16 protein-coding genes and 1 pseudogene are annotated in these 26,631 nt (G+C 66.2%); 6 read left to right on the top strand and 11 right to left on the bottom strand.

From position 1 onward, the window contains the following. The first annotated feature begins 21 nt into the window (after positions 1 to 21). Positions 22 to 924, top strand: a complete 903-nt coding sequence (gcvA, locus tag ABC383_RS22255) for a transcriptional regulator GcvA (protein WP_413017330.1) — start codon at positions 22 to 24, stop codon at positions 922 to 924. A gap of 126 nt (positions 925 to 1,050) precedes the next feature. On the opposite strand, the gene ABC383_RS22250 is transcribed toward gcvA, so the two are convergent. The 3 genes from ABC383_RS22250 to ABC383_RS22240 all read right to left on the bottom strand — a co-directional run bounded on the left by ABC383_RS22250 (position 1,051) and on the right by ABC383_RS22240 (position 4,506). Continuing rightward, positions 1,051 to 1,476, bottom strand: coding sequence for a hypothetical protein (locus ABC383_RS22250; protein ID WP_413017328.1), 426 nt, complete (start codon positions 1,474 to 1,476; stop codon positions 1,051 to 1,053). Positions 1,477 to 1,594: 118 nt separating this feature from the next. Then, positions 1,595 to 3,070, bottom strand: coding sequence for a DUF3482 domain-containing protein (locus ABC383_RS22245; RefSeq protein WP_413017326.1), 1,476 nt, complete (start codon positions 3,068 to 3,070; stop codon positions 1,595 to 1,597). Next, positions 3,067 to 4,506 (bottom strand): DUF2868 domain-containing protein, encoded by a 1,440-nt coding sequence (locus ABC383_RS22240; protein ID WP_413017324.1) that lies wholly within the window; start codon positions 4,504 to 4,506, stop codon positions 3,067 to 3,069. The genes ABC383_RS22245 and ABC383_RS22240 overlap by 4 nt, the downstream gene beginning before the upstream one ends. Positions 4,507 to 5,101: 595 nt before the next feature. Between ABC383_RS22240 and ABC383_RS22235 the strand changes: the two genes are divergently transcribed. Then, positions 5,102 to 5,695, top strand: a complete 594-nt coding sequence (locus ABC383_RS22235; protein ID WP_413017322.1) for a hypothetical protein — start codon at positions 5,102 to 5,104, stop codon at positions 5,693 to 5,695. A gap of 79 nt (positions 5,696 to 5,774) precedes the next feature. On the opposite strand, the gene ABC383_RS22230 is transcribed toward ABC383_RS22235, so the two are convergent. From ABC383_RS22230 to ABC383_RS22195, 8 genes are read right to left on the bottom strand one after another with little or no spacing between them, the layout of a single operon-like run. Continuing rightward, positions 5,775 to 6,707, bottom strand: a complete 933-nt coding sequence (locus ABC383_RS22230) for an ACP S-malonyltransferase (protein ID WP_413017320.1) — start codon at positions 6,705 to 6,707, stop codon at positions 5,775 to 5,777. Between the two features lie 2 nt (positions 6,708 to 6,709). Continuing rightward, positions 6,710 to 7,585, bottom strand: coding sequence for a triphosphoribosyl-dephospho-CoA synthase MdcB (mdcB, locus tag ABC383_RS22225; protein ID WP_413017318.1), 876 nt, complete (start codon positions 7,583 to 7,585; stop codon positions 6,710 to 6,712). Further along, complete coding sequence (gene mdcG / locus ABC383_RS22220) at positions 7,573 to 8,253, bottom strand: malonate decarboxylase holo-[acyl-carrier-protein] synthase (protein ID WP_413017317.1); 681 nt, start codon at positions 8,251 to 8,253, stop codon at positions 7,573 to 7,575. The genes mdcB and mdcG overlap by 13 nt, the downstream gene beginning before the upstream one ends. Beyond that, on the bottom strand, positions 8,237 to 8,947 hold the full coding sequence (gene mdcE, locus ABC383_RS22215; protein ID WP_413017405.1) for a biotin-independent malonate decarboxylase subunit gamma: 711 nt from the start codon (positions 8,945 to 8,947) through the stop codon (positions 8,237 to 8,239). Before mdcE ends, mdcG begins: the two co-directional genes overlap by 17 nt. Continuing rightward, positions 8,947 to 9,843, bottom strand: a complete 897-nt coding sequence (locus tag ABC383_RS22210) for a biotin-independent malonate decarboxylase subunit beta (RefSeq protein WP_413017315.1) — start codon at positions 9,841 to 9,843, stop codon at positions 8,947 to 8,949. Before ABC383_RS22210 ends, mdcE begins: the two co-directional genes overlap by 1 nt. After that, positions 9,843 to 10,178 carry a malonate decarboxylase acyl carrier protein gene (gene mdcC, locus ABC383_RS22205; RefSeq protein ID WP_413017314.1) on the bottom strand — a complete coding sequence of 112 codons (336 nt, stop codon included), beginning with the start codon at positions 10,176 to 10,178 and terminating at the stop codon, positions 9,843 to 9,845. Before mdcC ends, ABC383_RS22210 begins: the two co-directional genes overlap by 1 nt. Before the next feature lie 7 nt (positions 10,179 to 10,185). Continuing rightward, positions 10,186 to 11,853: a malonate decarboxylase subunit alpha gene (gene mdcA, locus ABC383_RS22200; protein ID WP_413017313.1), complete on the bottom strand. Its 1,668-nt coding sequence runs from the start codon at positions 11,851 to 11,853 to the stop codon at positions 10,186 to 10,188. 47 nt (positions 11,854 to 11,900) lie between these two features. Continuing rightward, a complete protein-coding gene (locus ABC383_RS22195) occupies positions 11,901 to 12,863 on the bottom strand; it encodes a Bug family tripartite tricarboxylate transporter substrate binding protein (RefSeq protein ID WP_413017312.1) in 963 nt (320 codons plus the stop codon). 275 nt (positions 12,864 to 13,138) lie between these two features. Here ABC383_RS22195 and ABC383_RS22190 point away from each other — a divergent pair, with 275 nt between their 5' ends. The 4 genes and pseudogenes from ABC383_RS22190 (at position 13,139) to ABC383_RS22175 (ending at position 26,570) form a co-directional block, all read left to right on the top strand. Continuing rightward, positions 13,139 to 13,342 carry a type 2 periplasmic-binding domain-containing protein gene (locus ABC383_RS22190; protein WP_413017311.1) on the top strand — a complete coding sequence of 68 codons (204 nt, stop codon included), beginning with the start codon at positions 13,139 to 13,141 and terminating at the stop codon, positions 13,340 to 13,342. A gap of 344 nt (positions 13,343 to 13,686) precedes the next feature. Further along, positions 13,687 to 15,720: pseudogene (locus tag ABC383_RS22185) on the top strand (ShlB/FhaC/HecB family hemolysin secretion/activation protein). 45 nt (positions 15,721 to 15,765) lie between these two features. Continuing rightward, positions 15,766 to 26,316 (top strand): two-partner secretion domain-containing protein, encoded by a 10,551-nt coding sequence (locus ABC383_RS22180; protein ID WP_413017309.1) that lies wholly within the window; start codon positions 15,766 to 15,768, stop codon positions 26,314 to 26,316. Next, positions 26,313 to 26,570 carry a hypothetical protein gene (locus ABC383_RS22175; protein WP_413017308.1) on the top strand — a complete coding sequence of 86 codons (258 nt, stop codon included), beginning with the start codon at positions 26,313 to 26,315 and terminating at the stop codon, positions 26,568 to 26,570. Before ABC383_RS22180 ends, ABC383_RS22175 begins: the two co-directional genes overlap by 4 nt. Positions 26,571 to 26,631: the final 61 nt, after the last annotated feature.

Genomic DNA, 26,631 nt, shown 5'->3' with positions numbered 1-26,631 from the left:
CTTCGGGCCTCAGGAGAGATCATGGCCAAAACCATTCCACCGCTGAATCCATTGCGGGTATTCGAAGCCGTTGCCCGGCTGGGCAGCTTTACCAGGGGCGCTGACGAGCTGCATGTGAGCCAGTCCGCCGTGAGCCGGCAGATCTCGCTGCTGGAAGACTATCTGCAGGTGAAGCTTTTCAACCGGGAGCAGCGCGGCATCAGCCTGACCGACGCCGGCCGGCGCTACCAGCAGGAAGTCGGCCCCGCGTTTGCCCGCATTGCCGCCGCCACCCGCGACCTGCTGGCCAACAACCGCAGCGGCCCGCTGCGGGTGCGCGCCTACACCACCTTCGCCGCCAAGTGGCTGATGCGCCGGCTGCCCCTGTTCCAGCAGGTGCATCCGGAGGTGGACGTGCGGCTCAGCACCGATGTCGCCCCGGCCGACTTTGCCAGCGACGAGATCGATCTCGCGATCCAGTTCGGCGACGGCAGCTGGCCCGACATGCACTGCGAGCGCCTGCTCGGCGACCGCATCACCCCGGTCTGCAGCCCGGCCCTGCTCGACAGGCCCGGCGCGCCGCTGCGGACGCTGGACGACCTGAAGCATCACCGGCTGCTGCATTCGCATTACCGCAGCAATGACTGGCCCTACTGGTGCAATGCGATGGGACGGGCCGACCTGGCCGAGCACCGCGACAGCATGGTGTTTTCCAGTTCCATACTGACCTATCAGGCCGCGGTGGAAGGATTGGGGGTGGCCATCGGGCAGATCAGCCTGCTGGACCAGGAGCTGGAAAGCGGCGCGCTGGTATGTCCGTTCGAGACGGTGACACGTCCCGGTTTTGCCTATTACCTGCTGCTGCCGCAGCGTGACACGATGCCGGCCAAGGTGGGGGTGTTCCGGGACTGGCTGCTGGCCGAAACGCGGCAGGCGGGAGGATGAGCCGCCGGGTTTGACGCCCCGGCGCGCGCGCCGCGATCATGGGGCGCCCGTGCAAGGCGGGCCTGGATGCAGGAAGGGCCTGCCGTTCCTGGCAGGCCCTTCCTTTCCGGAGCGCGGGCGGCGGCTTCAGTAGCCGTAGTAATGGCGATGATGCCGTTCGCGCCAGTAAGGCTGCCCATAGCCGCTCTCGATCACCACGGCGGCCGGCTGGGCCTGGTAGACCGGGGCCGGCTGGTAGTACACCTGCGGCGGCGGCGCCGGCTGGTAATAGGTGCGCGGCGCTTCGTAATAGGTGGGGGCTGGCGGCGGCTGGTAGTAGGTTTGCGGCGGCGCGTAGCTGGGGGCCGCGTTGGCGCTGGCGATCATGGAACCGACCACCAGTGCGCCCAGCACGCCGGCCACCACCGCCGCGCCATTGTTGCCGTGGCCGCCGTGGCCGCGATAGCCGCCGTTGCCGTGGTAGCGGCCGCCATCGGCCAGGGCCGGGCTGGACAGGGAGGCCGCCAGCAATCCGGCGGCGGCGAGGGTGGAAATCAGGGTCTTGCTGCGCATGGCTATGTCCTTTCCAGGAAACGCCGGCATGGACCGGCGAGGACCTGAATATACGGCCTTCCCGCGCAGCGATGTTCGCTTCTTATGCCTTGTTACAAGTTTTACGGATGCCGGCGGTTCAGCGCGGATAGAGCCGGTGCAGGATCGCAGTGGCCATCTGTTCCAGCAGCTCGCCAAGCTGCGCATCGCAGGCGGCATTGCCCCAGAGCGCCGGCAGCCGGGCCGCATGCCGCGCCACCTCGGCTTCGACCTCCGCCTGCCAGAAGGACGGCGCCTCGCTTTCGACGAAGCCGCCGCGGCCGCGTCCGAAATGCGCCACCGCGAGATAGCGCAAGAGCGCCGCCACCAGCAGCGAGCGCAGGAATTCCGGCGAGAACCGCACCCGCGCCTCGTTGCGGCTGGTGGTGGTGTTGAAGGTCCAGGCGGCGCCGGCGAAGGTCAGCGCGCCGACGATGCTGCCCAAGAGCGCGCCGGCGCCAAAGCTCAGGCCGCCGGCCATCAGGTCGGCCGACAGGCCGGTGGCGGCGCCCGACATCACCGCTCCCAGCAGCCCGGCCTGGCGCGCGTCGACCGGCGTGCGCACCACGTAGGCCTTCTGCACCCGCTCGTGTATCCGCTGCGCCGCGCCAGCGTCGAGGCGGTGCAGCCGCAGCAATTGCGCGGTGCTGTCGGCGATGCCCTGTTCCAGGCGCGCCATCAGCGCCTTCATCGCCTGTTCCTCGCGCCTGGCGCCCAGCTTCTGTCCCAGTCCGACGGTGCGCGCCACGCTGTCGAGCATGGGCCGCTCGGCCGGCGGCACCGGCTCGCTGTCGGCGGCGGCGGCGCACAGCTGCCGGCCGAGCAGCTGCATGGCGCCGTGAAAGCGGGCCTGGTTGTCGTGCGCCCATTGCGCCAGCAGCCGGTCGCAGGGGGCCCGCTTGTCGGCCGGCACCAGCGCCGCCAGCGTTTCGAACAGCACGCGTTCATGGACCCAGCAGCGGGCAAAGGCGTCCAGCGCCAGCACCCGGCGCACTGCCGGAGAGCCGGCCAGCGCCTCGGCCCAGCGCGCCTGCTCTGCCTGCTCCTGCGCGGCGGGGCGCGGCGGCCCCATCTGGTTCAGCAGGACCACCACCGGCTTGCCCAGCCAGTCCAGCACCTTCATTTCCGGCGCCAGGTAGCCGGCGTCATGCGGGTCTTCGGAAGAGTTGACCAGGTACAGCACCAGGTCGGCTTCCTCGCGCGCGGTGCGCAGCGCCTGCTGGCTGAGCCAGAACGGCCGGTCGCGGTAACGGTCGATCACTTCGCGCAGCAGCCAGCCTATCGGGTTGTCGGCCATGGCAAGCCGCTTCACCAGCCGCACCGAGTCGCCGAAGCCCGGTGTGTCCCACAGCAGCAGCGCATCGCCCCCGGCCGTGCGCAGCAATGAATGCGACTCGGACGCCACGGTCACATGCGCGGCGTCGCGCACTTGGCCCACGTCCATGCCGACCAGGGTACGGGCCAGCGTGGTCTTGCCGGCATTGGTATGGGAAATCAGCACCAGCTGGATCTGCTGGCCATGCTGCTCCTGCTGCTCCTGCTTCACCGGTTGCTCCTGCTGTTGGCGGTCGTTCATGACACGCTCCGGGCCGCGCCCAGCAGCCGCTCCAGTTCCTCGCCGCCGGCGTCCGGCGCGAGCAGGTTGACGATGGCCGCCGGTATCTGGTGCTGCGCGCAGAACTGGCGCCAGAGGCCGGCCCGCTCGGCGGCGCGGGCGCCGGCCTGCGGGCCCAGCCGCTCCAGATAGCCGGATTCGTCGATCAGGGCCACCACCCCGGACGGATGGCTGCCGCGCAACTGGTCGAGGAACTGGCCGTGATTTTCCGGCTCCGGCGTCGCCGACAGCGCAAACAGCGCCGCGGTCACTGCCTGGCTGGCGGCCGGCGCCGGCGGCGCCTCGCCATAGGCCGTGACCGGCAGCACGGTAAGTTCGGCCTGCTCGCCCAGCAGCAGGCGGGCCGCGTTGGCCAGCCCGGCCTGACGCGCTTCATCCACGCGCATGCTGTAAGGACATATCCGCAGGGTGGCGGTCCCCGGCGCCAGGCCGGCGCACAGGCGCTGGAAGTAGGGCTGGGACAGGTCGAGGGGGAAGTGCCTGGCCAGTCGCCGCTCGCGCCACCAGGCCAGCGCAGCCAGCGCCAGGCGCGGCAGCACCACCAGCAGGATCAGCGTAGCGGCATACAGATGCACCCACTGGGCGCCGGAGTCGGGCGGCGCCGGCTGTCCGAAGCGCAGCGCATCCACCTGCTGCGGCGTGAAGCCTTCCAGGCCCAGCAGCGACACCGCGGGCAGAAACAGCCACGACAGCAGCGCATGCACCTGGCCGGCGTCGAGGAAGGTGCTTTCCCAGCCGACCCGGTAGGCCGCCAGCACGCCGCGCAGGTAAAGCGACAGCGCGGCGCCCGCGGCCAGCAGGGCGGCGCACAGGTGCAGGATGCGGGCGCTGCGGGCCCAAGTCAGCGGCGCCGACAGTGACAGCCATTCCTCGGCGAAGCGGGCAAGCGCCGCGCCGAACCTGGCCTGGACGCGGCGAACGCGCGGCAGCGCTGGCCAGCGCATCCTGCCGACGCGAGGGCGCAATGCGCGGCGCGGCAGCAGCGGCCGCACCAGCAGGAACAGATAAACCGCCAGGTTCCACAGCAGGATCAGCAGCAGGGGCGCCGACAGCAGGTTGACGCGGTGGACGTCGCCGATCCGGTCGGCCAGCATGCCAAACAGCAATGCCAGTACGGGCAGCACGATGCCGGCAATGCGCAGCCAGGGACGCGGACGCAGCATGGCGGCAGCCGCCGGCGTGCGCTCCGTCAGGCGCGCCAGCAGCTGCTCGGCGCGCTTGTGCAGGAACAGTTCCGGCGTAGCCGCCACCTTGCGCTCGGCGGCCGTCCACTGCGCCAGTTCGCGCGCGGTGCGGCTGGCGTAACGCCGGTCGTCTTCATTCAGTATCTGGCGCTCGCGGTCGCTCGTCTCGATCGCCTTGACCAGCAGCACATCATGCGCAGCGCGTTCATCCATGGAGTCTTAGTCGGAATTAGTCCGGACCCATTGTAATTTGGACAGGCGAGACCGTGCCTCGACAGGCGTGCAGCCCTTGTCGAAAGATAAACAGCTCCGAAAAATAGTGCTGTAAACCAATATTTTTTGGAAAAGCTTGACGATTGTCGTGTTACCGCCTGCTGAACAGGATATTGTTTCTAAGCAGAATTATCTATGAAACGAGTTTTACTGCATTACGCACTCGGCGCATTGAATTAACAAGCAGTGGATTAAAAGCGAATAAATTATAGGTAATTCCCGTTTCATGCATAAAAACGGGGATTGAATTTGGAATAAGAGTGCCAAATTGAGGGATTGCAGAAAGGAGCCGCAGATTCTTGCATCTCCTATTTTGACAATGAGACGCGCCTTTTCCATGCAATGCGCCGCATAGTAAAAGAAATGATAAGTAATTGATCCTGCAGGAAATATTTCCCGGAATGAGTGTCGATTTCATCCGTTGAAAATTGATAAAAAGATATTTTTTCAGTAATTCAAACATGCTTTCTTTGTAATAAAAGCCTTTGCCGTTACCATGTCGCCCTTTTGAAACTTTTTCTCTACCGGAACCTCAATGAAAATAGCCACCAATCTCGTCAAATACTCGACCTCCGTCTTGTTCGCCGCTTTCGCGTTTCATTCTGGAAATGCCTCCGCCGAACTGCGTAATCTGCCATTGAGCATTTCCATCGACACGCTGGAATCGCTGGCGCCACAGGAAACCCCGGGTGTTACCTGCAGCACCCTGGCTGAATCCGTAGGCATGACGACTGGTTCGGGCACGATGAGTGTGGGCTACAAGAACCGCGGCTATGTTGGCCAGGTGATGGCCAATGCCCGTGACTGTGCCACGCCCACCTTCGTGTTTTCGAACGGCAAGATGACCATCAACGCCGTCAATGGCTCCACGCTGACCGCCGACTATGCGGGCAGCTTCGTCGGTACCGCCGGCTCGCCCATCCTGACGATGAGCAAGGATGCGAAATTCACCATCACCGGCGGCACCGGCGTGTTCGAGGGCGCTACCGGCAGCGGCAAGCTGAGCGGCTATGTGGACATCACGAACGCGCTGGGCGGCGTGCCATTGAACATGCCGGGCAAGCTGCAGGCGACTGGCGCCATCTCCTTCTCCAAGACCGCATTCGAAAACGCTTACCAGGTGTACTGATCCGGATGACGGCTGACTGTCCGTCATGCCTGCCGCCCGGCCCGCATTCTGTCGGGCATACGGGCGGCGCCGGCGCCGGTCAGCCGCACCGGCGCCGCAACCATTCCGCCAGCCCCGCCAGCGAGCGGAATTCCGAGGCCGAACGCGCTTCGATGTGGCCGTGCCGCTCGCGCAGCATGCGCGACAGCGCCGCCCCCGGCCCCAGTTCCAGCGCCACGGTCACGCCCGCCTCGGCGATCGCATCCATGCAGGCCGACCAGCGTATCCTCGTCTCGATCTGTTCCGTCAGCGCCTGCAGCGCCTGGTCGCGCTGACGAACCGGGTTGGCGCTGGTGCCCGAGAGCAGCGCCAATGCGGGTTCCGACCACGTCGCGGTTTCCAGCAGAGGCCGGAAGCTGCCGGCGGCCGCATGCATCAGCGGCGTATGGGAAGCCACCTTCACCGGTAGCCGTGTCGCATGCACGCCGCGTTGTTCGCACTCTGCTTCCAGTCCCGGCAATGCATCGCGCAGTCCGGCAACGATGAAACTTGCTTCCCCGGTCTCGATCGCGATATGCAGCGCACCCGCAGGCAGCAGGGACTGCAGTGCCGTTTCCTCCAGCCCCGAGACCGCCAGCATGCCGTGCGGCCGGCCAGGCTCGACGCAGTCATCCATCAATGCCGCCCGCCGCGCAGCCAGGCCGACCACCTCCGCCGGCGCCAGCGCGCCAGCCACGCCGGATGCCGCCAGTTCGCCTATGCTGTAGCCCGCCACCAGCGCCGGCGGGGGCAGGTCGGCGCGCAGCGCCTGCCACATGGCCAGCGTGGCGGCCACCACCAGCGGCTGGGCGATGCGATTGTCGTGCAGCGCCTCCGGCGAAGCCGGCAGCGCCTGCGGCGCCAGGCCGGCGGCCCGCTCCACGCCCCAGCCGGCGAGCGCGGCGGCAGTGGCCGGGTCCGAGAGCGCAAGATCGAACATGCCGGGATGCTGGCCGCCCTGGCCGGGGCACAAAATCGCCAGGCGCGCCGCCATGGTCAGGCGATTCCGTCCAGTTGATGGACGAAGCAGGTAGCCGCCAGCAGGTCGGCGGCGCCGCCCGGCGACAGCCGGTGCGCAACGAAGCGGCGGTGGCAGTCCAGCGCCATCCTTTCCCAGCCATCGAATGCGGTGCCGCCCCGCGCCAGGAAGGCCTGCGCGCTTTGCCGCACCAGCAGCGCGCCTTCCGCGCCGGCGCGGTGATAGACATTGGTGTCGCCCAGCTCGGCCATCAGCGCGAACAGCGCATCGATGCGGGCGGCGCGCTCGCCGCGTCCGGCCGCCAGGGTGTTTCTGAGCCTTGGCAGCGCCAGCTCGAACACGGAAGGCAGGCCGCGCGCCATTTCGGCGCGGGCGCCGCCCACGGCATGCAGCGCCGCCACCCGTTGGCCATGCGACTGGCCGCCGGCGCCGCCGTGATGTTTGCCCAGCGCATCGCCCCACTGCGCCAGCAGTGTGCGGCGCAGGCCAGCCGGCGAAAGCGGCAGGCAGCGGCCGTGGCGCCAGCCTGCGGCCGCGCACAGCATGCCCAGGCAGAAGATCGCGCCGCGATGGGTATTGACGCCGCCGGTCGCTTCCAGCATGCGCCGCTCGGCGGCAATGCCCAGTTCGCGCAGCACCGGGAAAGGCGCGCCGTCGATGCCGGCGCGGGTGATGCGCACGAAGTAGTGGCGCAGCGCGAACAGGCTGCGCAGGAAGGTGCCGGCGTGCATGTCGCGATGGCTGCCGCTGTCCACCAGCGACACCAGGCCCGGCTTGGGATACAGCGCCAGTTCGATATAGAGGCTGCGCACCGCCAGCCGGGCCGCGGCGGCGCAGAAGGCACGGCCGGTGCGCGGCGCGGCGGGCAGCGATGGCAGGGCTAGGTCCGGCACATGCGCTCCGTGAATTCGTCCAGCAGGTCGGCCGGCCCGGCCAGCAGCACGCGGTCGATGTCCTTGACCAGCACCTTGGTTCGGCCGGGCGTCGACGCCGCGTTGCGCCACTCCTTCCAGGCCACTGCCTGGCCGGACGGGAAAACGATCTCGCCATCCAGCGGCAGGTGGCGGCTGGCGTCGTCGAGCAGCGCCAGGCCGTCGTCCAGCTGGACCGCATCGGAAGGAAAGAAGGCCAGGTCGATATCGGATCGCGCCGTCAGGTAGGGCGCGCCGGTGGCGGCCTGCAGCGCCAGCGAGCCATAGACGCGCATATCCAGCCGCGCCAGCGCCGCCTGCCGTTCCAGGCTGGCATAGGCGGCGCGCCAGGCCGGCGGCAATGCCGGGGCCGCTTCCTGCAGCGACAGCGGCCGCCGTCGCCGCGCCACCTCGGAGTGCCTGCAGCGCAGGCCGAGCCGCATGCGCGCCGCGCCGTTATCGTCGATCGGCAGCGTCAGGCCGAGGCAGACCTGGTCCGGCGCGGCGTCGGCGTCCCGGCGGCGCACCGTGGCGGGCCAGCCTGCCTGCCGCCAGTGGGCCAGGACTGGCTGCTGGGCCGGCGTGGCTGTCTGCTGCGCCGCATCCCAGCCGGCGTCGGACAGCCAGACCAGGTCATGCCGCGCCGTCATCGGCCAGCACTGCTTCGATCACATTGGCGGCCAGCCTGCGCCCGCCGCGTTCCCGGCCCAGTTCGCTGCGCCGGTCTACCGGGCCGGCCTCGTCCAGCGCCGCGGCCAGCGCCTGCGCCAGGTCGCCGCGCCAGAGATCGACCACGCCGCCCATGCGCAGATAGTTTTCGGCGCCGGGCGCAAATACCGGGTTGTCGCGGGCCAGTTCGGTCAGCAGGGCTTCCGGCACCTTGGTGATGCGCGCCATCGCCGGAAGGCCCATCACGCGGATGGTGGCGTCCGGCAGCGCATAGCAGGCGTCGGCCATCAGGCCGCTGGTGATAAAGCCGCCGGACAGCGCCTGGTCATACACCAGGCCCACCACCCGGTGGCCGCGCCGGCGCGCCAGGTCTATGCACTTGCCCAGATGGGCCATGTAGCTGTTAATGCCCAGCATTTCATCGCGGTGCCGCAGCCGCTGGCCCTGGGTGTCGATCAGGATCACGATGGGCCGGCCCGGCTGCTCGCGCACCGTGCGCAATACCGCCTCGGCCTGCGCCAGCGCGATCTCCACGCCGATCGGCGCATGGCCGGTGGTGCCGATCACGGTGACGTCGCGCCCGGCTACCCGGGCCTGGCCCGACAGGAACAGCTCGCGTTCGGTAATCTCGTGGCCCTGCGGGAACAGCGTTGCCGCCAATGTCTTCCAGTCCATCATGCGGCCCTCCTGCGATGCGGCGCGGCAGCGGCGACGAATGCGTCGGCTTCCAGCATGGGCAGCGCGGCCGGGTCGGCAATGCCCATGCCGCGCCAGATGTCGGCCGGCTCGGTCTGCTCGCCATAGGCGTCCAACCGCTGCCGCAGAAGGCGCTGCTCGGCCTCCAGTTCTTCCAGCGTCAGCGCCACCGTGCCGGCATGCAGCCGGTCGATGGCTTCGGCGGCGGCATCGGCGAAGGCGGCGATGCTGTCCGGCAGCAGCGTGTCGCAGTCGCCCAGCAGATAGCGGTGCTTGCCGCCGCTGGTGCGCCAGACCAGCGCCCGATCGCGCGCATCGTATTCCTCCACGCCATGGGTGGTCTCGATCACTTCCGGCCCGGACATGGCCAGCCGGCCTTCCTCCGACATCAGCACCGCATTGGCGCAGCGGGCAACGATGCCCATGCCGCCGAAGCAGCCGGTGGCGCCGCCTATCATCACGATCACCGGGATGCCGGCGTCGCGCGCATCGAGCAGGGCGCGCATCACCTCGGAGACGGCGATCAGGCCGGCATTGGCTTCATGCAGCCGCACGCCGCCCGAGTCGAGCAGCAAGAGCACCGCGTCCGGCCGCTCCTGCACGGCGCGCCGCAACAGGCCCACCAGCTTGGCGCCATGCACCTCGCCCACCGCGCCGCCCATGAAGCCGCCTTCCTGGGAAGCGACCAGCACCGGCCTGCCGCGCAGCCGGCCGCTGCCGATGGTCACGCCATCGTCGAACGATACCGGCGAGTCCAGCTGCGCCAGGTGCGGGCTGACCAGCCGCCGCTGCGGCGGCAGGAATTCGGTGAAGCTGCCGGCGTCGAGCAGCTGGCGCAGCCGCTCCCGTGCATTCGCTTCGAGATAACTGCCCATTAATGACCTCCCTTGCCGCCTGGCGCCGAGGGCGCCACCGCTTCCACCGCCTGGTCCAGCCGCAGGCTGACCACGGCCGGCGTGGCGCCCATGTCATTGATGGCGATCGAGACGTCGCCCAGCTGCCAGCGCTGGTTGAAGTCTTCCATCACCGCCTGCCAGATCGGCGCAAAGCCGAGCGCGGCGGTGTGGACTTCGATCGCGCAGCCGGCGCCGGCCGGCGCCGGCTCGATCAGCACTTCGAGGTTGCCCGAACCGACCACGCCGACCAGGCTGGCCTTGGCCACCGGGCGCGTCGCGCCCTGGTTCCTGAAATGAAATTGCAGCGTTTCCATCGTGACCTCACCAGTTGCGGAAGCGGCCCGGCGGGTCATACAGGCCGCCGGAGGCCCGCACCAGGTCCTTCATGTTCTTTGCGGCCAGCAGGTCGCGCGTGGCCTGCCGCTTGTCGATGCCGAGGTCTTCGGCGCGCCGGATCACGCCGCGGTCGCGCAGGTTTTCCACCATGCGCTTGTCGCGCCCCAGGCCCACGGCGGTATAGCCGGCCACGCCGCGGATGGCCTGCTCGCGCTCTTCCTCGCCGCGGCACAAGAGCAGGTTGGCGATGCCTTCCTCGGTCAGGATATGGGTCACGTCGTCGCCATAGATCATCACCGGCGGCAGCGCCATGCCGGCCTGCTCGGCCAGGGTCCAGGCATCGAGCCGCTCGACGAAGGCCGGCTGCATGTGCTCGCGGAAGGTTTCCACCATCTGCACCACCAGCTTCTGGCCGCGCGGCATGCCGTTGCGGCCAGCGCCGGCTTCGCGTCCGGCCTTCAGCCAGGCCGGGCTGGCATGGCGGCGGCCGCGGGCATCCGCGCCCATGTTGGGCGCCCCGCCGAAGCCGGAAATGCGGCCGGCGGTGGCGGTGGAGGAATTGCCCTGCAGGTCGATCTGCAGCGTCGAGCCGATGAACATGTCGCAGGCATAGTGGCCGGCGGCCTGGCTGAAAGCCCGGTTGCTGCGCATCGAGCCGTCGGGTCCGACGAAGAAGATGTCGGGCCGGGCGCGGATATAGTCTTCCATGCCCAGCTCGGAGCCGAAGGAATGCACCGACTCGACGAAGCCGGCCTCGATCGCCGGAATCAGCGCCGGATGCGGATTGAGCGCCCAATGGCGGGCGATCTTGCCGCGCAGACCGAGCGACTCGGCATAGGTTGGCAAAATCAGTTCAATGGCGGCGGTGTCGAAGCCGATGCCGTGGTTGAGCCGGGCGACTTCGTATTCGGCATAGATGCCCTTGATGGCCATCATCGCCATCAGCACCTGGATTTCTGAAATCTGCGCCGGGTCGCGGGTAAACAGCGGTTCTATATAGTTGGGCGTCGGCGCCTGCACCGTGTAGTCCACCCAGTCGGCCGGGATGTCCACCCGCGGCAGCTTGTCGACGATGCGGTTGACCTGGGCGATCACGATGCCGCTCTTGAAGGCGGTGGCCTCGACGATGGCCGGCGTGTCCTCGGTATTGGGGCCGGTGTAGAGATTGCCGTCGCGGTCGGCGGCTTCCGCCGCCACCAGCGCCACCTGGGGCGTGAGGTCAATGAAGTAGCGGCCGAACAGCTCCAGATAAGTATGAATGGCGCCGATCTTTATCCGGCCGGACGACACCAGCCGCGCCAGCCGGGTGGCTTGCGGGCCGGAGAAGGAAAAGTCCAGCTGCTCGGCGATGCCCTTGTCGAACACGTCGAGATGCTCGGGCAGCGCAATCACCGACTGCAGCATGTGCAGCCGGTTGACACGTGCCGCATCCAGCCCGGCCAGCGCCTTGCACAGGAAGTCCGCCTGTTTCTGGTTGTTGCCTTCCAGGCAGACGCGGTCGCCGCATTCGATCACGGCATACAGCAGGTCGGCGATGCGCGCCGCCGGCAGCAGCTTGCCCGACAGGTCCGCGCCCAGCGCCGCCGCGGCCCGCGCGTGGCGGGCGGCGCGGCTGGCCTGCTGCCGGTTCCAGATGCGTTCGCTATGTCCCATGCATTCCTTCCAGGTCACTGTTGAGTCGGTGGCGCGCTGCGGGCCGCTTATTCGAGCTTGACGTTGGCGGCCTTGACCACCGAACCCCAACGCTCGATCTCGGAATCCACCTTGGCCGCGAATTCCTGCTGCGACATCTGCGGCACCTCGGAGCCGGCCTCGTGCCAGCGGGCCTGGATGTCGGGGTTGGCCAGCGCCTTGCGTACTTCCGCCGCCATCTTGTCGACGATGGGCTGCGGCGTTCCCTTCACAGCCCACAGGCCGTACCAGGTCGACACTTCATAGCCCGGCACGCCGGCCTCGGCCGTGGTGGGCACGTCGGGGAAGCCGGGCGCGCGCTTGGCCGAGGCCACCGCCAGCGCCTTGAGCTTGCCAGCCTTGATATGACCGGACGAGGAGCCCAGGCCGTCGAACATCATGTCGATCTGGCCGCCCATCAGGTCCTGCAGCGCCGGGCCGGCGCCGCGGTAGGGCACATGGCTCAGCTGGGTCTTGGTCTGGATCTTGAACAGTTCGCCCGCAAGATGGTGCGAGGTGCCGTTGCCGGCCGAGCCGAAATTGATCTTGCCGGGGTTTTCCTTGGCGTAGGCGATGAAGGACTTCAGGTCGGGCGCGGTGACGCGCTGCGGATTGACCACGATCACCTGCGGCGGCGTGGCGATCATGGTGATCGGTATGAAGTCCTTCTGGATGCTGTAGTCCAGCTTGGGATAGATGGACGGCGCGATCGCATGGTGCGCCGCGCCGATGAAGAAGGTGTAGCCGTCCGGCGCCGCCTTGGCCGCCAGGCCAGCGCCCAGGGTGCCGCCGGCGCCGCCGCGGTTGTCGATCACCACCGTCTTGCCGAGTTGCTTGGTGAGCTGGGCCGCCAGCGGGCGGGCAAAGGTGTCGGTGCCGCCGCCGGCCGGGAAGGGCACGATGAAGGTCACGGGGCGTTCCGGCCAGGTCTGCGCCGATGACATGGCGCAGAAGCCGAGACCGGCAAAAAGCAGCAGGGCAGGTTTGAACATGTTTGTCTCCATCCATGGAAAGGGGTGGGGAACCGCCGCCTGCATGTTTCTTTATAGGTTGGATCGCTTGCAGACATACATAACGGCAGCTCTTGTATACAAGGTGGCGGAGAATATATACATTGTCAAGCAAATGATCGTTGTATCGCCTTTCCTTTGGAACCATTTACTAAAAAATGTCACTCCAAACTTCCGCTGCGCCAATTTCTTTTCAATAAAGAAACATTGCAGCTAGTGTGGCGGCTGTGAATTAACAATGGCGGGAGAAGCCGGGCTTGCCGCCGGCTTTTCCAGGCAAGCTCAGCAGCGCCTTGCAATATGCGCTGGCCGACAGCGCCGTCAAGCAGCGCTTCGGCGACCTCGGAACCGAGCCGGTGGCGCAGAACCGCGCCACGCCCGGGGCGCTGCGCAGCCATCTGAAACCGAAAATGGATAAATGGGCGCCGATCATCAGGAAGGCCGGCGTCTACGCCGACTGAGCGGGCCGGCGGAGCAGCGCCGGCGCTGCCGCCGCGTTTGTAAGAGGATGGTCAGTTGACCATCCCCTTTTTTCATGTGCGTCCGGCCTGGTGCACCCTTGGGTGCCAGTGCGGCGTACGCAGAGGGCAAAGCAGGTCGCAGCGGGCGGTCGCGGCGGCATGGCGACGGATGGTTGAACTGTTGTTGAACCGTAGCCCGTCCGCACGCAGTCGCCCGGCGCCACCAACAGGGCAACTGCACCGGCATGAACTTGTCCGCCCCAAACACCGCACTCCGGTGCGGATATAACCGACCCTTCGGGTTACCCACCGCGTTCCTTCCGTGACACGGAAAGCTGGCGCCAATGCCTGGCAGGCGCGGCCGGCAAGGCGTCCGTGCCGTCCGCCTGCCGACAACCAGCCCTCACCCTTCCCGCCGGCGGATCGCCACGCGGGTCTCTCGCAGTATCCGTCGTGAGCGCACAGCCCTGTCGCATGCCAAAGGGCGCGTGACATGGCGTCCCGCTGTCTCCGCCGCTTCAGGCACGGCCGAAGCGCGCCGTCGTCCCGACACAGCGCATGGCGCATGGCGCACGCCGCTCCCGGCTCCAGGCACGGTCTCCATGACGCCTTTATCCCGGTTATGTCATCCCCTCGTTTACCTTGTCAGCCTGCTGGCGCTGCCATGCATGGTGCTGACTGTCCTGCTGCTGCCGGCAGGGCAGGCGTCGGCGCAAGCGCCGGCAACCATTGATACGGAAGCGCTGCGCCGGCGCGATGAAACCGCCGAGCAGGAATTGCGGCAGCGCCAGCAGGCGCCGGCAGTCAGGCTGCTTCCGAAACCAGGCGACGGCGATCCCGACCGCCAGCCCTTGCCCGCCGATGCCAGCTGCTTCCTGGTCCAGCGCATCATGCTGACGCTGCCGGAGCAGTTGTCAGGCCCGGCGCGCGAGGCTGGTCAGCGCCATCTTGCACAGGGCGCATTTCAGCAGGCGCAAGCCTCACTGCAGCAATACCAGGGGCAATGCCTGGGACCGGCCGCCATCGGCGAGCTGGCTGCCCGCATCGGCCGGCGTCTGCTGGCGCAAGGCTACAGCACCACCCGCATCATGGTGCCCGAGCAGGACTTGTCGACGCGCACGCTGACCCTGACCCTGCTGCCCGGCATCATCCGCAGCATCCGGTTTGCCGAGCCCGGCCGGGATGCCCAATGGCGCACGGCCTTTCCCGCCGCAGCGGGCGACCTGCTGAACCTGCGCGACCTCGAGCAGGGCCTGGAACAGATGAAACGCCTTCCCAGCCAGGACGTCGACATCGACATCATGCCGGGCGAGCAGGCCGGCGAAAGCGACGTGGTCTTGCGCGTGAAGCGCGGCAAACCCTGGCGCCTGGTCGCCAGCCTCGACGATGGCGGTGCCCGAAGCACGGGGAAGCTGCAGGCCGGCGTCCAACTCGCGCTGGACGGGCCCTTGGGTCTGAATGACATGCTCAGCGCCGGCCTGCTGCGCGACGCCGACCGCGCGGGCGCGGCCCGTGGCACGGGCGGCGGCCAGTTCGCCTACACGGTGCCGTATGGTTACTGGAATTTCTCGCTATCGGCCAGCCGGCATGCCTACCACCAGCGCATCGCCGGCTATAACCAGACTTTCCTTTCCAGCGGTGATGCCCGCAACCTGGAGTGGAAAGTGCTGCATCTGTTCCAGCGCGACCAGACGCAGAAGAATAGCTAGCAGCTCAGGCTGGGCAAGCGCTGGAGCCAGGCCTATATCGACGATACCGAAATCGCGGTGCAGCGGCGCCATGCCAGTTTTGCGGAACTCGGCTGGCTGCATCGTCATTACCTTGGCCCATCGCAACTGGACCTGACGCTGGCCACGCGCTGGGGGACGAGCTGGTTCAACGGCCAGGCCGACCCACCCGACCGCGCATCCGATGCGCCAACGCTGCGCTACACCCTGCATACGCTGGACGCCGCGCTGGCCACGCCATTCAGGCTGGCCGGCCATTCCGCCCTGCATAACGCCACGCTGCGCCTGCAGACCAGCCGCTCGCCGCTGTACCTGAGCGAGCAATTCAGCATAGGCGGCCGTTACACGGTGCGCGGCTTTGACGGTGAAGCAGTGCTGGCCGCGGAGCGCGGCTTTTACCTGCGCAATGACATCAGCCTGCCGCTTGCCGACAGCGGGCATGCCGTCTACCTGGGCCTGGATGCGGGACAGGTTTCTGGCCCGGCCACCCGCCAGCTGGCGGGCAGGCATCTGGCGGGCGCCGCGCTTGGCCTGCGCGGCAATCTGGGCAAGGTTTCCTACGACTTCTTTACAGGCTGGCCCGTGAAGAAGCCGCCGGGATTTGCCGGCACCCATCCGGTCTTCGGCTTCAGCCTCAGTGTCCAGTATTGATCCGTCTCACCGAAACAAGCCCGCATTACCCGACAAGGAGCGACGATGAACAAACTTGCCTTTCGCGTGATATTCAACCGCCACCGCGACCTGCTGATGGCAGTGGCCGAAACGGCCCGGGCTTGCGGCGGTGGCATGGTGTCGGCCGGCCGCGTCTGTCGGCATCCGGTCCCGTCGTGCAACAAGCGCCTGCTGTACCGCGTCAGCACCATGCTTGCCAGCCTGTACCTGGCCTTTCCCCCGGCGCTCGCGCAAATCGTGGCCGACCCGAATGCAGCCGCCGGCCGGCGGCCGCTGGTCGAAGCCAGCGCCAATGGCCTGCCGCTGGTGCGCATCGCCAGGCCCAGCGCCGCCGGCGTGTCCCATAACCAGTACAGCCAGTTCAATATCGATGGCCGCGGCATGCTGCTCAACAATGCCATCACCATCACGCAGACGCGCCAGGCCGGGTTCATCGACGGCAATCCCAACCTCTCCGGCGGCAGCGCCCGCGTCATCCTCAATGAAGTCACTGGCGTGGCGCCCAGCCAGTTGCTCGGTTATGCGGAAGTGGCCGGTAGCAAGGCTGAAGTCGTGATTGCCAATCCGAACGGCATCAGCTGCGACGGCTGCGGTTTCATCAATACCAGCCGCGCCGTGCTCAGCACCGGCACGCCGGTGATCGGGGCGGCAGGAGGGCTCGACAGCCTGCGCGTCGTGCGCGGACAGGTGCGGATCGGCGCCAACGGCCTGAACGCGGCAGAGCTCGATCAACTGGACCTGATTGCCCGCAGCGTTGAAATCAATGGCAGCCTGTGGGGCAGGCAGCTCTCCGTGATTGCCGGTGCCAACCAGGTGGCCTATGCCGGGCTCGAAGCCAGCGCCATCGAGGGCCAGGGTGGTCGGCCCACGGTGGCCATCGACCTCGCAAGACTGGGCGGCATGTTCGGCGACAAGATCCGCCTGATCGGCACCGAAGCCGGCGTCGGCGTCAATACCGAAGGGGTGATCAATGCCAGGGCTGGCGACCTCGTCATCGACAGCCAGGGCAGGTTGCGATTCGCTGGCGCCGTCTCCGCTGCCGGCGCAATCAGGGCAAACAGCGCCGGCATGCTGGAAAACAGCGGCACCGTCTACGGTACACAGAAAGTCGTCATCGGCAGCGGCGAGAGCCTCATCAACAGCGGCACCATCGCCGGCGGCGACGACCTGACCATCCGTGCCGCAAGTGTCGACGCCTCGGGCATGCTGGCCGCTGGCGTCCATGCCGACGGCAGCATGGCGGCCAGCGGCAGCCTGTCTGTCCAGGCTACTGGCCAGATCCATGCGGGTGGGCGCAATCAGGCGGCTGGCGACATCACATTCACCGCCGGCAGGCTGGACCTTGCGGGAGCGCGTAGCGAGGCTCGCGGCATGCTGACGCTGACGGCGCAGGCCGGCGACATCGTGCTCGATGATGCGCAAACCCTGGCCGGCACGCGCATTGGCATCGAAGCCCTGCAGGGAACGGTGTTCAATAACGCTTCCGGGAGCGGCGCCGCACGCATCGAAGCCGCCCATATTGGGATCGATGCGCAGGCCTTGAGCAACCGGGGCGGCCTGATCAGCCAGACCGGCAACGAAGCCGGCAGCAAGGTCCATGTCAGCGGAGAACTGGACAACAGCGCCGGCACCATCGTGGGCAATGCACAGGACTTGTCGATTGCCAGCGCCACCTTGCTCAACGACGGCGGCGCCATCCGTCATGCCGGCTCGGGCACACTGCTGATCCGTGCAGGGGCTCTCAAGAATCGCAACGGCGGCAGCATTGGCAGCAACGGCACGTTGGACTTGGCCGCATCCTCGCTTGACAACAAGGGTGGTGCGATCACGTCAGCCCTTGACGCCACCCTGACCATCACTGACGACGCCGGCAACCAGGGAGGCAAGCTCAGCACCGGCGCTAACCTGACGATGCGCGCCGCCCAATTGGACAACAGCGGCGGCCAGCTGCATGCGCTGGGCAAGCAGCTTGACCTCACGATAGACGGTCTGTTGACCAACGCGGGCGGCCCCTCCGGATCGATAGGCAGCAATGGCAATGCCATCATTCGCGCCGGCGCGCTGCGCAATAGCGGCATGATGCATGCCACCGGCGATCTGCAAGCCCTTGTTGCCAACGTGCTGGACAACAGCGGCGGCCAGCTGCGGGCTGGCGGTCTTCTTCATGCGCAGGCCGGAGCCGGTTGGTGGAACGCAGGCGGCATCGCCAGCGGCAACCAGCTTCAACTGACGGCGGCCAGCATCCACAATCGCAAGGGATCGATCAGCCAGTCCGGTTCAGGCACAGCCATCATCGATGCCCGGTCCGGGCTGCTGGACAACAGCGAGGGTCTGATTGAAGCGAACGCCGACAGGCTCACGCTGTCGGCCGGCGCGCTGCACAACGATGCCGGCGCAATCCGCCATGCCGGCACCGGCCTGCTCAAGATAGACAGCGGCGACTTCGTTAATGCCGGCGGCACGGTAGCCACTAATGGCCAGGCAGACATCCACGCCACCGACGCCGGCAATGCCGGCACCATCAGCGCCGCCCGCAGCCTGAGCGTGGCAGCCACCTCCCTGCGCAACAACGATGGCATTCTCATTTCCGGCGGCGACCTCACCGTCAAGGCCGGCGCCTTGCTTGTCAACGCCGGCGGCAGCCTGCAAGCCGGTGACGCCGCCAGCCCGGCACGGATTCAGGTCAGCGCCGGGCGGATCGACAACCGCGACGGGCAGATCAGCGCGGCATCGCTGGACCTCGCTGCCGGCACCCTGCAGAACAACGGCGGCCTGATCTTGCAGAGCGATGCGGCTGGCCATGCCGTAGTGGATGTCCACACCGAACTGGACAACCGTAACGGCGACATTGCCGTGGCAGCGCATGAACTGCGGCTGACCCCGGGCCGGCAATTCCGCAACGACGGCGGCGCCGTCCTCCATACCGGCGGCGGCTTGCTGACCCTGGGCGCGGCAGCAATGAGCAATGAGGCCGGCGCGCTGCGCACCAATGGCGGACTCGTACTCCAGGCGGCCACCACATCGAACCGCGCAGGCAAAATCAGCGCGGTTGGCAACCTCGATATCAGCAGCAGTGGCGGCATCGACAACAGCCTGCTGGGCAGCCAGGGCGGCACCATCAGCGGCGGCCAGGTCATGCTGACCACGGCCGCCGGCAAGCTGGACAATGCCGGCGGCACCATCGAAAGCGCCAGCAGTCTCACCGTGCGCGCACGTGAGCTCAGCAATGACAGCGGCCTGATCGTCAATCGCGGCACCGAGGCCTTGACCGTGGATGCCAAGGGCACGGCCAGCAACCAGGGCGGCAGCATCGTCGGCCTGGGCCAGCTGAAACTTGATGCCGCCGGCATCGACAACCGCGCCGGCGTGATCAGCGCGCAGGGCGATGCCACCATCACCTCCAGCGTACAGATCAGCAACGCCGGCGGCGTGATGCAGTCATGGAGCAAGCTTGCGGCGCGCGCCACCACCGTGCTTGACAATGCAAACGGCAAGTTGCGCGCATTGGGCCAGGGCAGCGCCCTGGAGGCCAGTGGCGCCCAGCTGATCAATAGCGGCGGCCTGATAATCAATGCCGGCAAGGGACTCGCGGCGGTGACTGCCGGCAGCATCGTCAATGCCAATCCCGAGGGCGCCCAGGATGCCGGCCTGATAGGCGGCAATGGCGACCTGCTCGTGTCAGCCGGCACGCTGCAGAACCTGACGCAGGCAAGCCTGGTGGCGGGTGGCGACATGACACTTGCCGTGACTGGCCTGACGGACAATGGCGGCAAGCTGATTGCAGGCCGCAAGCTGCTGATGCGGCAGCCGGGCGCCAGCCTGCGCAACAACGGCGGCGAAATCAGCGCGGCGGACATCAATCTCACCACTGCCAGCCTGGACAACAGCAGCGGCGTCATCGCCAACCCCAAGGGCAGCGATGGCAATGTCGCCATCCACACCGGCCAGCTGGTCAATGGGGGCGGACGGATCGGCAGCGACCGCGACTTGCTGGTGGTGGCAGACCGCCTGACCGGTAAGGGCAACCTGGTTGGCGGCCGCGATGCCGATGTGCGTCTGCAAGGTGATTACACCAATGAAGCCGGCAACCTGATCAGCGCCAACCGCGAGTTGCGCCTTTCCACCACCGGCACCCTGACCAACGCCGGCACGCTGGGTGCGGCGGACAGCATCGTGCTTGACGCGGCAAGGCTGGTCAATCTCAATAACGCAGTGATCGCATCGGGCAGCCCGGACGATCCGGCCACTGGCCTGACCCGGCTCAACATTGCGGGTGATGTGGACAATGCAGGCCGCATCGAAGGCAATCGGGTAGATAGCCGCAGCAGCAACTTCCATAACCGCGGCACGGTGCTCGGCGACCTTGTCAGCGTCAGGGCTGACAGCCTCGACAACGATGGCCAGGCTGGCATGATCGCCGCTGTCTCCAATCTTGATCTATGGATCAGGCGCACGCTCTCCAACCGCCGCGGCGCCACCTTGTTCAGTCTGGGCGACATCAATATGGCTGCCGACGAGGCAAGGGATGGTGCCGGCCTGCTGCTGCATCGCATCGGTGTGGTCAACAATCTGTCTTCGACGGTGGAAGCGGGTGGCCAACTCAACCTGGCCGCCGAGCTCGTCAACAACGTCCGCGAAAACGTTCGCACCGAGAACGTGACGGTGGCCGATGCGGCCTTTACCCTGACTATGCTTCCCTGGTTGAGTTCTCTGGCGCCCGGCAGGGGCACGCCGGAACGCAACACCAACACCAACCGCTTCGACGCTTATTACCTGGACCCAAAAGCCATTCTGTCCGATGAAGCCATGCTCACGCCGGACGGTTATGTGATCCATAAGGCGACGGTCAAGCTGAACGCGAATGACTCGGCATTCCAGTGGATGGTAGGCGGCCTGACCTATCCCTTGGAGGACGGTCAGTCCGACGTGCAGTATGGCAGCACATCCCGCCTCCCGCCCGAGAGCGGCACCAGGATCATTTATTACATCAACCGGCGTAACAATGAGGCCAATCCTGACCAGGTCGCCGGTGTCGACCCGTGGGCCGACAGAGCGAACTACCTGATTCGTCAGATGCTGGGGTCGGCTAGCTACTCGGGCAACTTTGGCAATTGCACCAGTAACTGCGTCCGCCTGGAAGCCCTGCCCGACTTCACCGATCCCACTACGCAGATCATGGCCAACCACCGCATAGCCCGTGAGGGTATTGCAGCACCCGGCGTCTTCCCCGTGGAAGTCCAGCGCAAGGCCCATCAGACCATTACTGAAACCCGACTCAGCGCCGACAGCGGTCAGGTGGCTAGCATGACCTCAGGCGGCGCCATGCAGCTCCAGATCGGCACATTGCTCAGTAACGACAATGGCCAGATTGCCGCCGGCGGCAACCTGCTGGTCAATGGCCAGGCCGTGTCTGACAGCAGCAGCCAGGCCCTGATCCGCAACATCGGCACCCGTCTGGAGCGCACCTACACCTTTGAGAACCAGTCCGGCTTTGGCAGCGCCATGATCGAGGCGGCGCCACCGGTTGATTGGGTGTCCTGGAGTAATTCCTCGATCACCCAGCCCATCGCCACCGTGGGTGGCACCATCACATCCAATCAAACCGTGGTGATCAATGCCGGCAAGCTGGTCAATCAAACCGTGACCAAGGTCAACGGCCCTGGCGGCGCCAGCCCGCTTGCCATCGGCCTGGGCGAGGATATCGCGGTCTATACCGGCAGCGCCGCCGACCGGCAGTTGAAGCCGGCCATCCAGGGCATGCCGGGCATCATGCAAGCCGTCGCGGCTGCGGCTGGCACGCTAGCCGCGCCGCTGCCAGGCGTGGCGCGCATGGTCGACGGCGCCCGTGCCGGCGCGCTCAGCCAGACCCTGCCCACAAGCGGCCTGTACCGCATTGAACCGCAGCCGCAAGGGCGCTACCTGGTCGAGACCGATCCGCGCTTCACCAGCTACAAGAACTTCATCTCCAGCGACTACCTGCTGCAGCGCCTGGGCATCCAGCCCGAGCGCACGCAAAAGCGGCTGGGCGACGGTTTCTACGAACAGCGCCCGGTACTCGCCCAGGCCACGGCCATGACCGGCAAGCGCTTCCTCGACGGCCATGCCAGCGCCGAAGCGCAGTACATCGACCTGATGACCAACGGCGTCGCCTTCGCCGAGCGCTTCGCCCTGACCCCCGGCATCGCCCTGACTGACCAGCAGATGGCGCAGCTCACCAGCAACATCGTCTGGCTGGTCGAGCAGAGCGTGACCCTGCCCGACGGCAGCCGGCAGACCGTGCTTGCGCCGCAGGTCTACCTGGCGCGCCATGCGCAGCTCACGCCGACCGGCGCACTGGTGGCCGGCGATGCGTTGGGCATCCAGGCCAGCGAGGTCGACAACCGCGGTAGCACACTGCAAGCCACCAACGCGCTGGTGCTGCGCACCACAGGCGATGTGGACAACAGCGCCGGCGCCATCCTGGGCGGCAATGTCAGCCTGCAGGTCGGCAACAACCTGCTTGCCCGCTCGCTCACTGGCACCGAGCGCAGCACGACAGGCAAGCAAAGCAGCAGCACTACCAGCGTGACAGCCGTGAGCCGCATCGCAGCCACCGGCGATCTGTCCATGTCTGCCGGTGGCGACCTGACCATGCAGGGTGCGCAGGTCAGCGCAGCAGGCGACCTGACAATGAAAGCCGGCCGCAAGCTATCGGTAAGCGGCGTGGAAACCGGAAGCGAGTACGACCTGTCGACCGGCGACGGATGGGCAGGCATGAAAGGCCTGCCCAGCATATTCGACTCCATGCGGCGCGAGAGCACGTACCAGTCGAGCACCCGCACCAGCGTCGGCAGCAGCATCACCGCCGGCGGCAACTTGAATGTGTTCAGCGCCGGCGCGGTCAACATCGAAGGCAGCCAGCTCAGTGCCGGTGCCGACCTCGCCATTGCCGCGCAAGGCCCGGTCAATATCGTCAACAGCACCGGCCGCAGTACGCTAAACATGTCGGCGCGCACATCGAGCTACCGCAGCAGCACCGACCTGACGACCGACACTGTCATTGGCAGCAAGCTGGCTGCTGGCGGCCAGGTGTCGGTGCATGCCGGGGTGGAGCAGGGTGCCGATGGCAGCCTGCGCTTCAACCCCAGCGCAGGCAAGGAGGGCAGCGACCTGACGCTGCGTGGCAGCAGCATCGTGGCCGGCCTGAATCCGGCGCTGGATGGCAAGGTGAGCCTGGGCGCCACCGGCCGCACCGAGCTCGACGCCGCGCGCAGCAACTTCAGCTACCGCACCGAGTCGAGCCAGACCAGCAGCAGTACCTTGTCCAGCACGTACCGCCGCGACCTTGACAGCCGCAAGGCGCAAACCGCCACCGGCAGCACGGTCAGCGGCAGCGCAGTGAGCGTCACCAGCGGTGGCGACCTGACCGTGCGCGGCAGCGCGATTGCCGGCAGCGGCACGGTCAGCCTGTCGGCTGGCGGCAATGTGGTCGTCGAAGCCGCCCGCGAAAGCCGTCAGGAATACCATCTGCATGAAGAGAAGAAGTCAGGCGTGTTCGCCAGCGGCAGCGGCATTGGCATCACCATCGGCAGCCGCAGCGAGCGTGACGAGTATCAGGGCGATGGCCTGACCGAGAACCGGCGGCGCAGCCTGGTAGGCAGCAGCACGGGTGACGTAGTGGTGCAGGCGCAGGGCAATGTGACGATTGCCGGCAGCGACCTGGTATCGGGCCAGGACACGATCCTGGTTGGCCGCAATGTGACGCTCAACCCCGGCACCGACCGCCATGACAGCCGTGAGACACACGATGTCAAACAGAGCGGCCTGAGCATCACCGTCAGCGGCCCCGCCGCCGCGGTGGCGCAGAGCGTGGCGCGTGCCGCCGACCGCGACGTGCAAAGCCGGGACCCGCGCATCGCCGCATTGCAGGGCGTGAAAGCGGGGCTGATGGTCAACGACTACCTGGACAAGGCCGGGCAAGCCAAAGCACTGGACGCAGCCAACGCCGCCAACGGCGATCCAAACGCCGCACCGGCCAGCAAGCCCATGGCCTTCAAGATCAGCGCCACAGTAGGCAGCAGCAAGAGCCATGCGCAAAGCGTGAGCCGGGAAACGGTGCAAAGCGGCAGCAGCATCGCCGCGGGCAAGGACGTGTACATCAGCGCCACCGGCAATGGCGAAAGGGACGCGGCAGGTTACGCGGTGGACGGGGATCTGAAAGCGGCTGGGGCCAGGATCAGCGGCAACAACATCACCATTGCCGCCGCACGCGACGTCGAACTTACCGCAGCCGAGAGCACCGCCAGCAACCGCGGCCAGTCCAGCGGCAGCAGCGTGGGCGTCGGCGTGGGCTTTGCGGTGGGCGGCAAGCAGAACGGCGTGACACTGGAAGCGCAAGCCTCGGCCAGCCGCGGCAAGGCCGACCAGGACAGCAGCCGCTACGACGCCAGCCAGATCCGCGCGGCCGACACGCTGCGCATCGAGAGCGGTCGCGACACCACGCTGCACGGTGCGCAAGCCAGTGGCAACCGTGTCGAAACGCAGATCGGCCGCAACCTCGACATCACCAGCACGCAGGACAAGGAGACGGTTCGGATCGAGCAGCAAAGCGCGAGCGCCGGCATCAGCGTCTGCGTGCCGCCGGCCTGCGTGGGCACGCCGGTGCAGGGGTCGGTGAGCTACCAGCGCGCCGACGTCGACAGTGGCTATTTGTCAGTACGCGAGCAGAGCGGCCTGTACGCCGGCAAGGAAGGGTACGAAGTGCAGGTCAAGGGCAACACGAACCTGACGGGCGCGGTGATCGCGAGCTCGGCAGAGGCGGCCAAGAACCGGCTGGTGACCGGCACGCTGACGACGAGCGACCTGGAGAATCGTGCCGAGTACAGCGCCAGCATTTCCGGTATCAGTCTCTCGACAGGCGATAAGAACACGGTTGTCGTCACCCCGAACGTTGGCATGCCGAGCGGGGACAGTGCAGCGGGCGTAACCAGAAGCGCCATCAGCCCAGGCACGATCGTGATCACCGATGACGCCAGCCAGCAAGCCAGAACGGGCCAGGATGCGGCCACCACGGTAGCGACGCTGAACCGTGACACGGCCAATGCCAATGGCGCAATCGGGAAGATCTTCGACCAGAAGAAGGTGCAGCAACAGCAGGAGTTGTCGCGGCTGGTGGGCGAGGTAGGCAATCAGGCTGTGGGCACGGTGAGCCAGAAGCTGGGGCTGGCCGATGGCAGCCCGGAGAAGATGGCGTTGCATGCGGCGGTGGGGGCATTGCAGGCGAGTGCCGCCGGCGGCAATGCGCTGGCCGGGGCAGCGGGCGCGGCGGCAGGCGAGTATGTGCTGACGCAGGTGAGCGACTACCTGGAGCGGCATCCGGAGCTGACGCCGGGTCAGAGAAACGTGATCCAGCAGTGGGCGGCGGTGGTGACGGGTGGCGCGGTGGGGGCGGTGGTTGGTGGTGGTGGAGCGGCGCAGGCGGGCGCAGCGTCGGCGCTGGATGGGGAGCGGTATAACCGGCAGTTGCACCCAACTGAAGTGAAATGGATCCAAAACAAGTCAGCTGAGTTTGCAAAGAAGCTGTACAGCACAGACACGCCATCGAAAGAACAGATCGCGCAGGCCCAGAGTTATTTGACTTACGCAGCCTTGGGTAATGACGATAACGCCGAACAGAAAGCCAACGTGGTGCTCGGGATTGGCAAGGATGAAAGCTACATCGCGGCCAAGCAGTTCCTGAACAACCAACCTGACGTCTTCATCAATGATCAAGGCAAAGCGCAGCGAGTCTTTACGGTACAAGGCAATGAGTTCTATGAGCCGCTGAAGTACTCGCAATACAACGCGGATGCGACGTATCGCGACTTCATGTGGAACTCGGTGGGGATTAACTATGCGCCACCGGCCAGTGCGTCTGCGCAAGATAAGGCGTTGTATGAACAGCGTGAAACAGAACGGTTGGCGCGGGATGCGAAGAATCTGGTGACAGGCATGATTCCCGGCGTGATGGCGATTGGCGCAGGAACGGTATTGAATCGGAGTTCTGCCGTAAAATTGCCTGGTTCAGGTGAAGCAGGAAACCAAGTACCTAAGCCGGAAAATGTTAAAGCAACCGCAGGGGGAAATAGTGCAGGCTCTACCTACCAGAGCATCCTCGGCCGCATACCAGGAAAAGTAATTTATGAGGCTGATGCGCTGACTCCTGGAGCCTTAGGCAATGATCCATCTGGATTGCCGGGAACATTTTCAGGTGGTCGCTATGCGACTGTTCAATTGGATAAGCCTATGACAGTTTATCGAGCGTGGGCACCAGGCCAGTCGCGAGAGTTTGGTGCCTTCTGGTCTCTAGAAGAGCCCGTAGGGTCTTTGCAGACAAGCATTGATGCAGATCTTTTGCCACAGTGGGGAAATGTGCGCGGTACACCGTTTAGCGCTCAAGCTACGCAGTACACCACCATCACATTACCTGCTGGCACAACCATTTACGTTGGCGAGGTTGGTTCCCAGGGAAGCGTTTGGGTTGGTGGCAAGAGTCAATTGCTGATCGAAGGTGGTGTGCAACCTTCTTGGAAAACTGGTGGAGGAACATTAAAGTGAACACAAATTCAGAAGCAGGACAACGCGACTGCGAAAAACTTGGGGAGCCTAGATCATTTAGCGGTTGGAATGACTTTGACGCATTTGTTGCCTTGATTAAGGCGTCAGATGACTTCTTGCCAAAACCTGTTATTTCACCTCACTCCAATGTTGGCTTAGATGAGCATTGGTATCAGTGCAGTAAGTGCGAAGGTGTGTGGCGTTTGGTGGAGCCTGATCCGCCGTTTGCTGGTTTATGGGAACGCGTCTCGTAATCGTGCTCTAGCCTGGGTGAGAAAATCGAAACCCGGGTTACCTTTAATATCTGCGGACTCG

Origin of the sequence: Noviherbaspirillum phoenicis (genome assembly GCF_047237965.1) — a bacterium.
GTDB lineage: Bacteria > Pseudomonadota > Gammaproteobacteria > Burkholderiales > Burkholderiaceae_D > Noviherbaspirillum_A.
The sequence above is the reverse complement of the archived record's forward strand: the minus strand, read 5'-3'. Positions and strand labels throughout refer to the sequence as shown.

Bases quoted from the DNA above. Each gene is read 5' to 3' on its own strand.
- mdcA (WP_413017313.1), bottom strand. From the start codon at position 11,853: ATGGGACATAGCGAACGCATCTGGAACCGGCAGCAGGCCAGCCGCGCC.
- ABC383_RS22235 (WP_413017322.1), top strand. From the start codon at position 5,102: ATGAAAATAGCCACCAATCTCGTCAAATACTCGACCTCCGTCTTGTTC.
- gcvA (WP_413017330.1), top strand. From the start codon at position 22: ATGGCCAAAACCATTCCACCGCTGAATCCATTGCGGGTATTCGAAGCC.
- ABC383_RS22245 (WP_413017326.1), bottom strand. From the start codon at position 3,070: ATGAACGACCGCCAACAGCAGGAGCAACCGGTGAAGCAGGAGCAGCAG.
- ABC383_RS22180 (WP_413017309.1), top strand. From the start codon at position 15,766: ATGAACAAACTTGCCTTTCGCGTGATATTCAACCGCCACCGCGACCTG.
- ABC383_RS22250 (WP_413017328.1), bottom strand. From the start codon at position 1,476: ATGCGCAGCAAGACCCTGATTTCCACCCTCGCCGCCGCCGGATTGCTG.
- mdcC (WP_413017314.1), bottom strand. From the start codon at position 10,178: ATGGAAACGCTGCAATTTCATTTCAGGAACCAGGGCGCGACGCGCCCG.
- ABC383_RS22210 (WP_413017315.1), bottom strand. From the start codon at position 9,843: ATGGGCAGTTATCTCGAAGCGAATGCACGGGAGCGGCTGCGCCAGCTG.
- mdcG (WP_413017317.1), bottom strand. From the start codon at position 8,253: ATGACGGCGCGGCATGACCTGGTCTGGCTGTCCGACGCCGGCTGGGAT.
- ABC383_RS22230 (WP_413017320.1), bottom strand. From the start codon at position 6,707: ATGGCGGCGCGCCTGGCGATTTTGTGCCCCGGCCAGGGCGGCCAGCAT.
- ABC383_RS22195 (WP_413017312.1), bottom strand. From the start codon at position 12,863: ATGTTCAAACCTGCCCTGCTGCTTTTTGCCGGTCTCGGCTTCTGCGCC.
- ABC383_RS22240 (WP_413017324.1), bottom strand. From the start codon at position 4,506: ATGGATGAACGCGCTGCGCATGATGTGCTGCTGGTCAAGGCGATCGAG.
- mdcE (WP_413017405.1), bottom strand. From the start codon at position 8,947: ATGGACTGGAAGACATTGGCGGCAACGCTGTTCCCGCAGGGCCACGAG.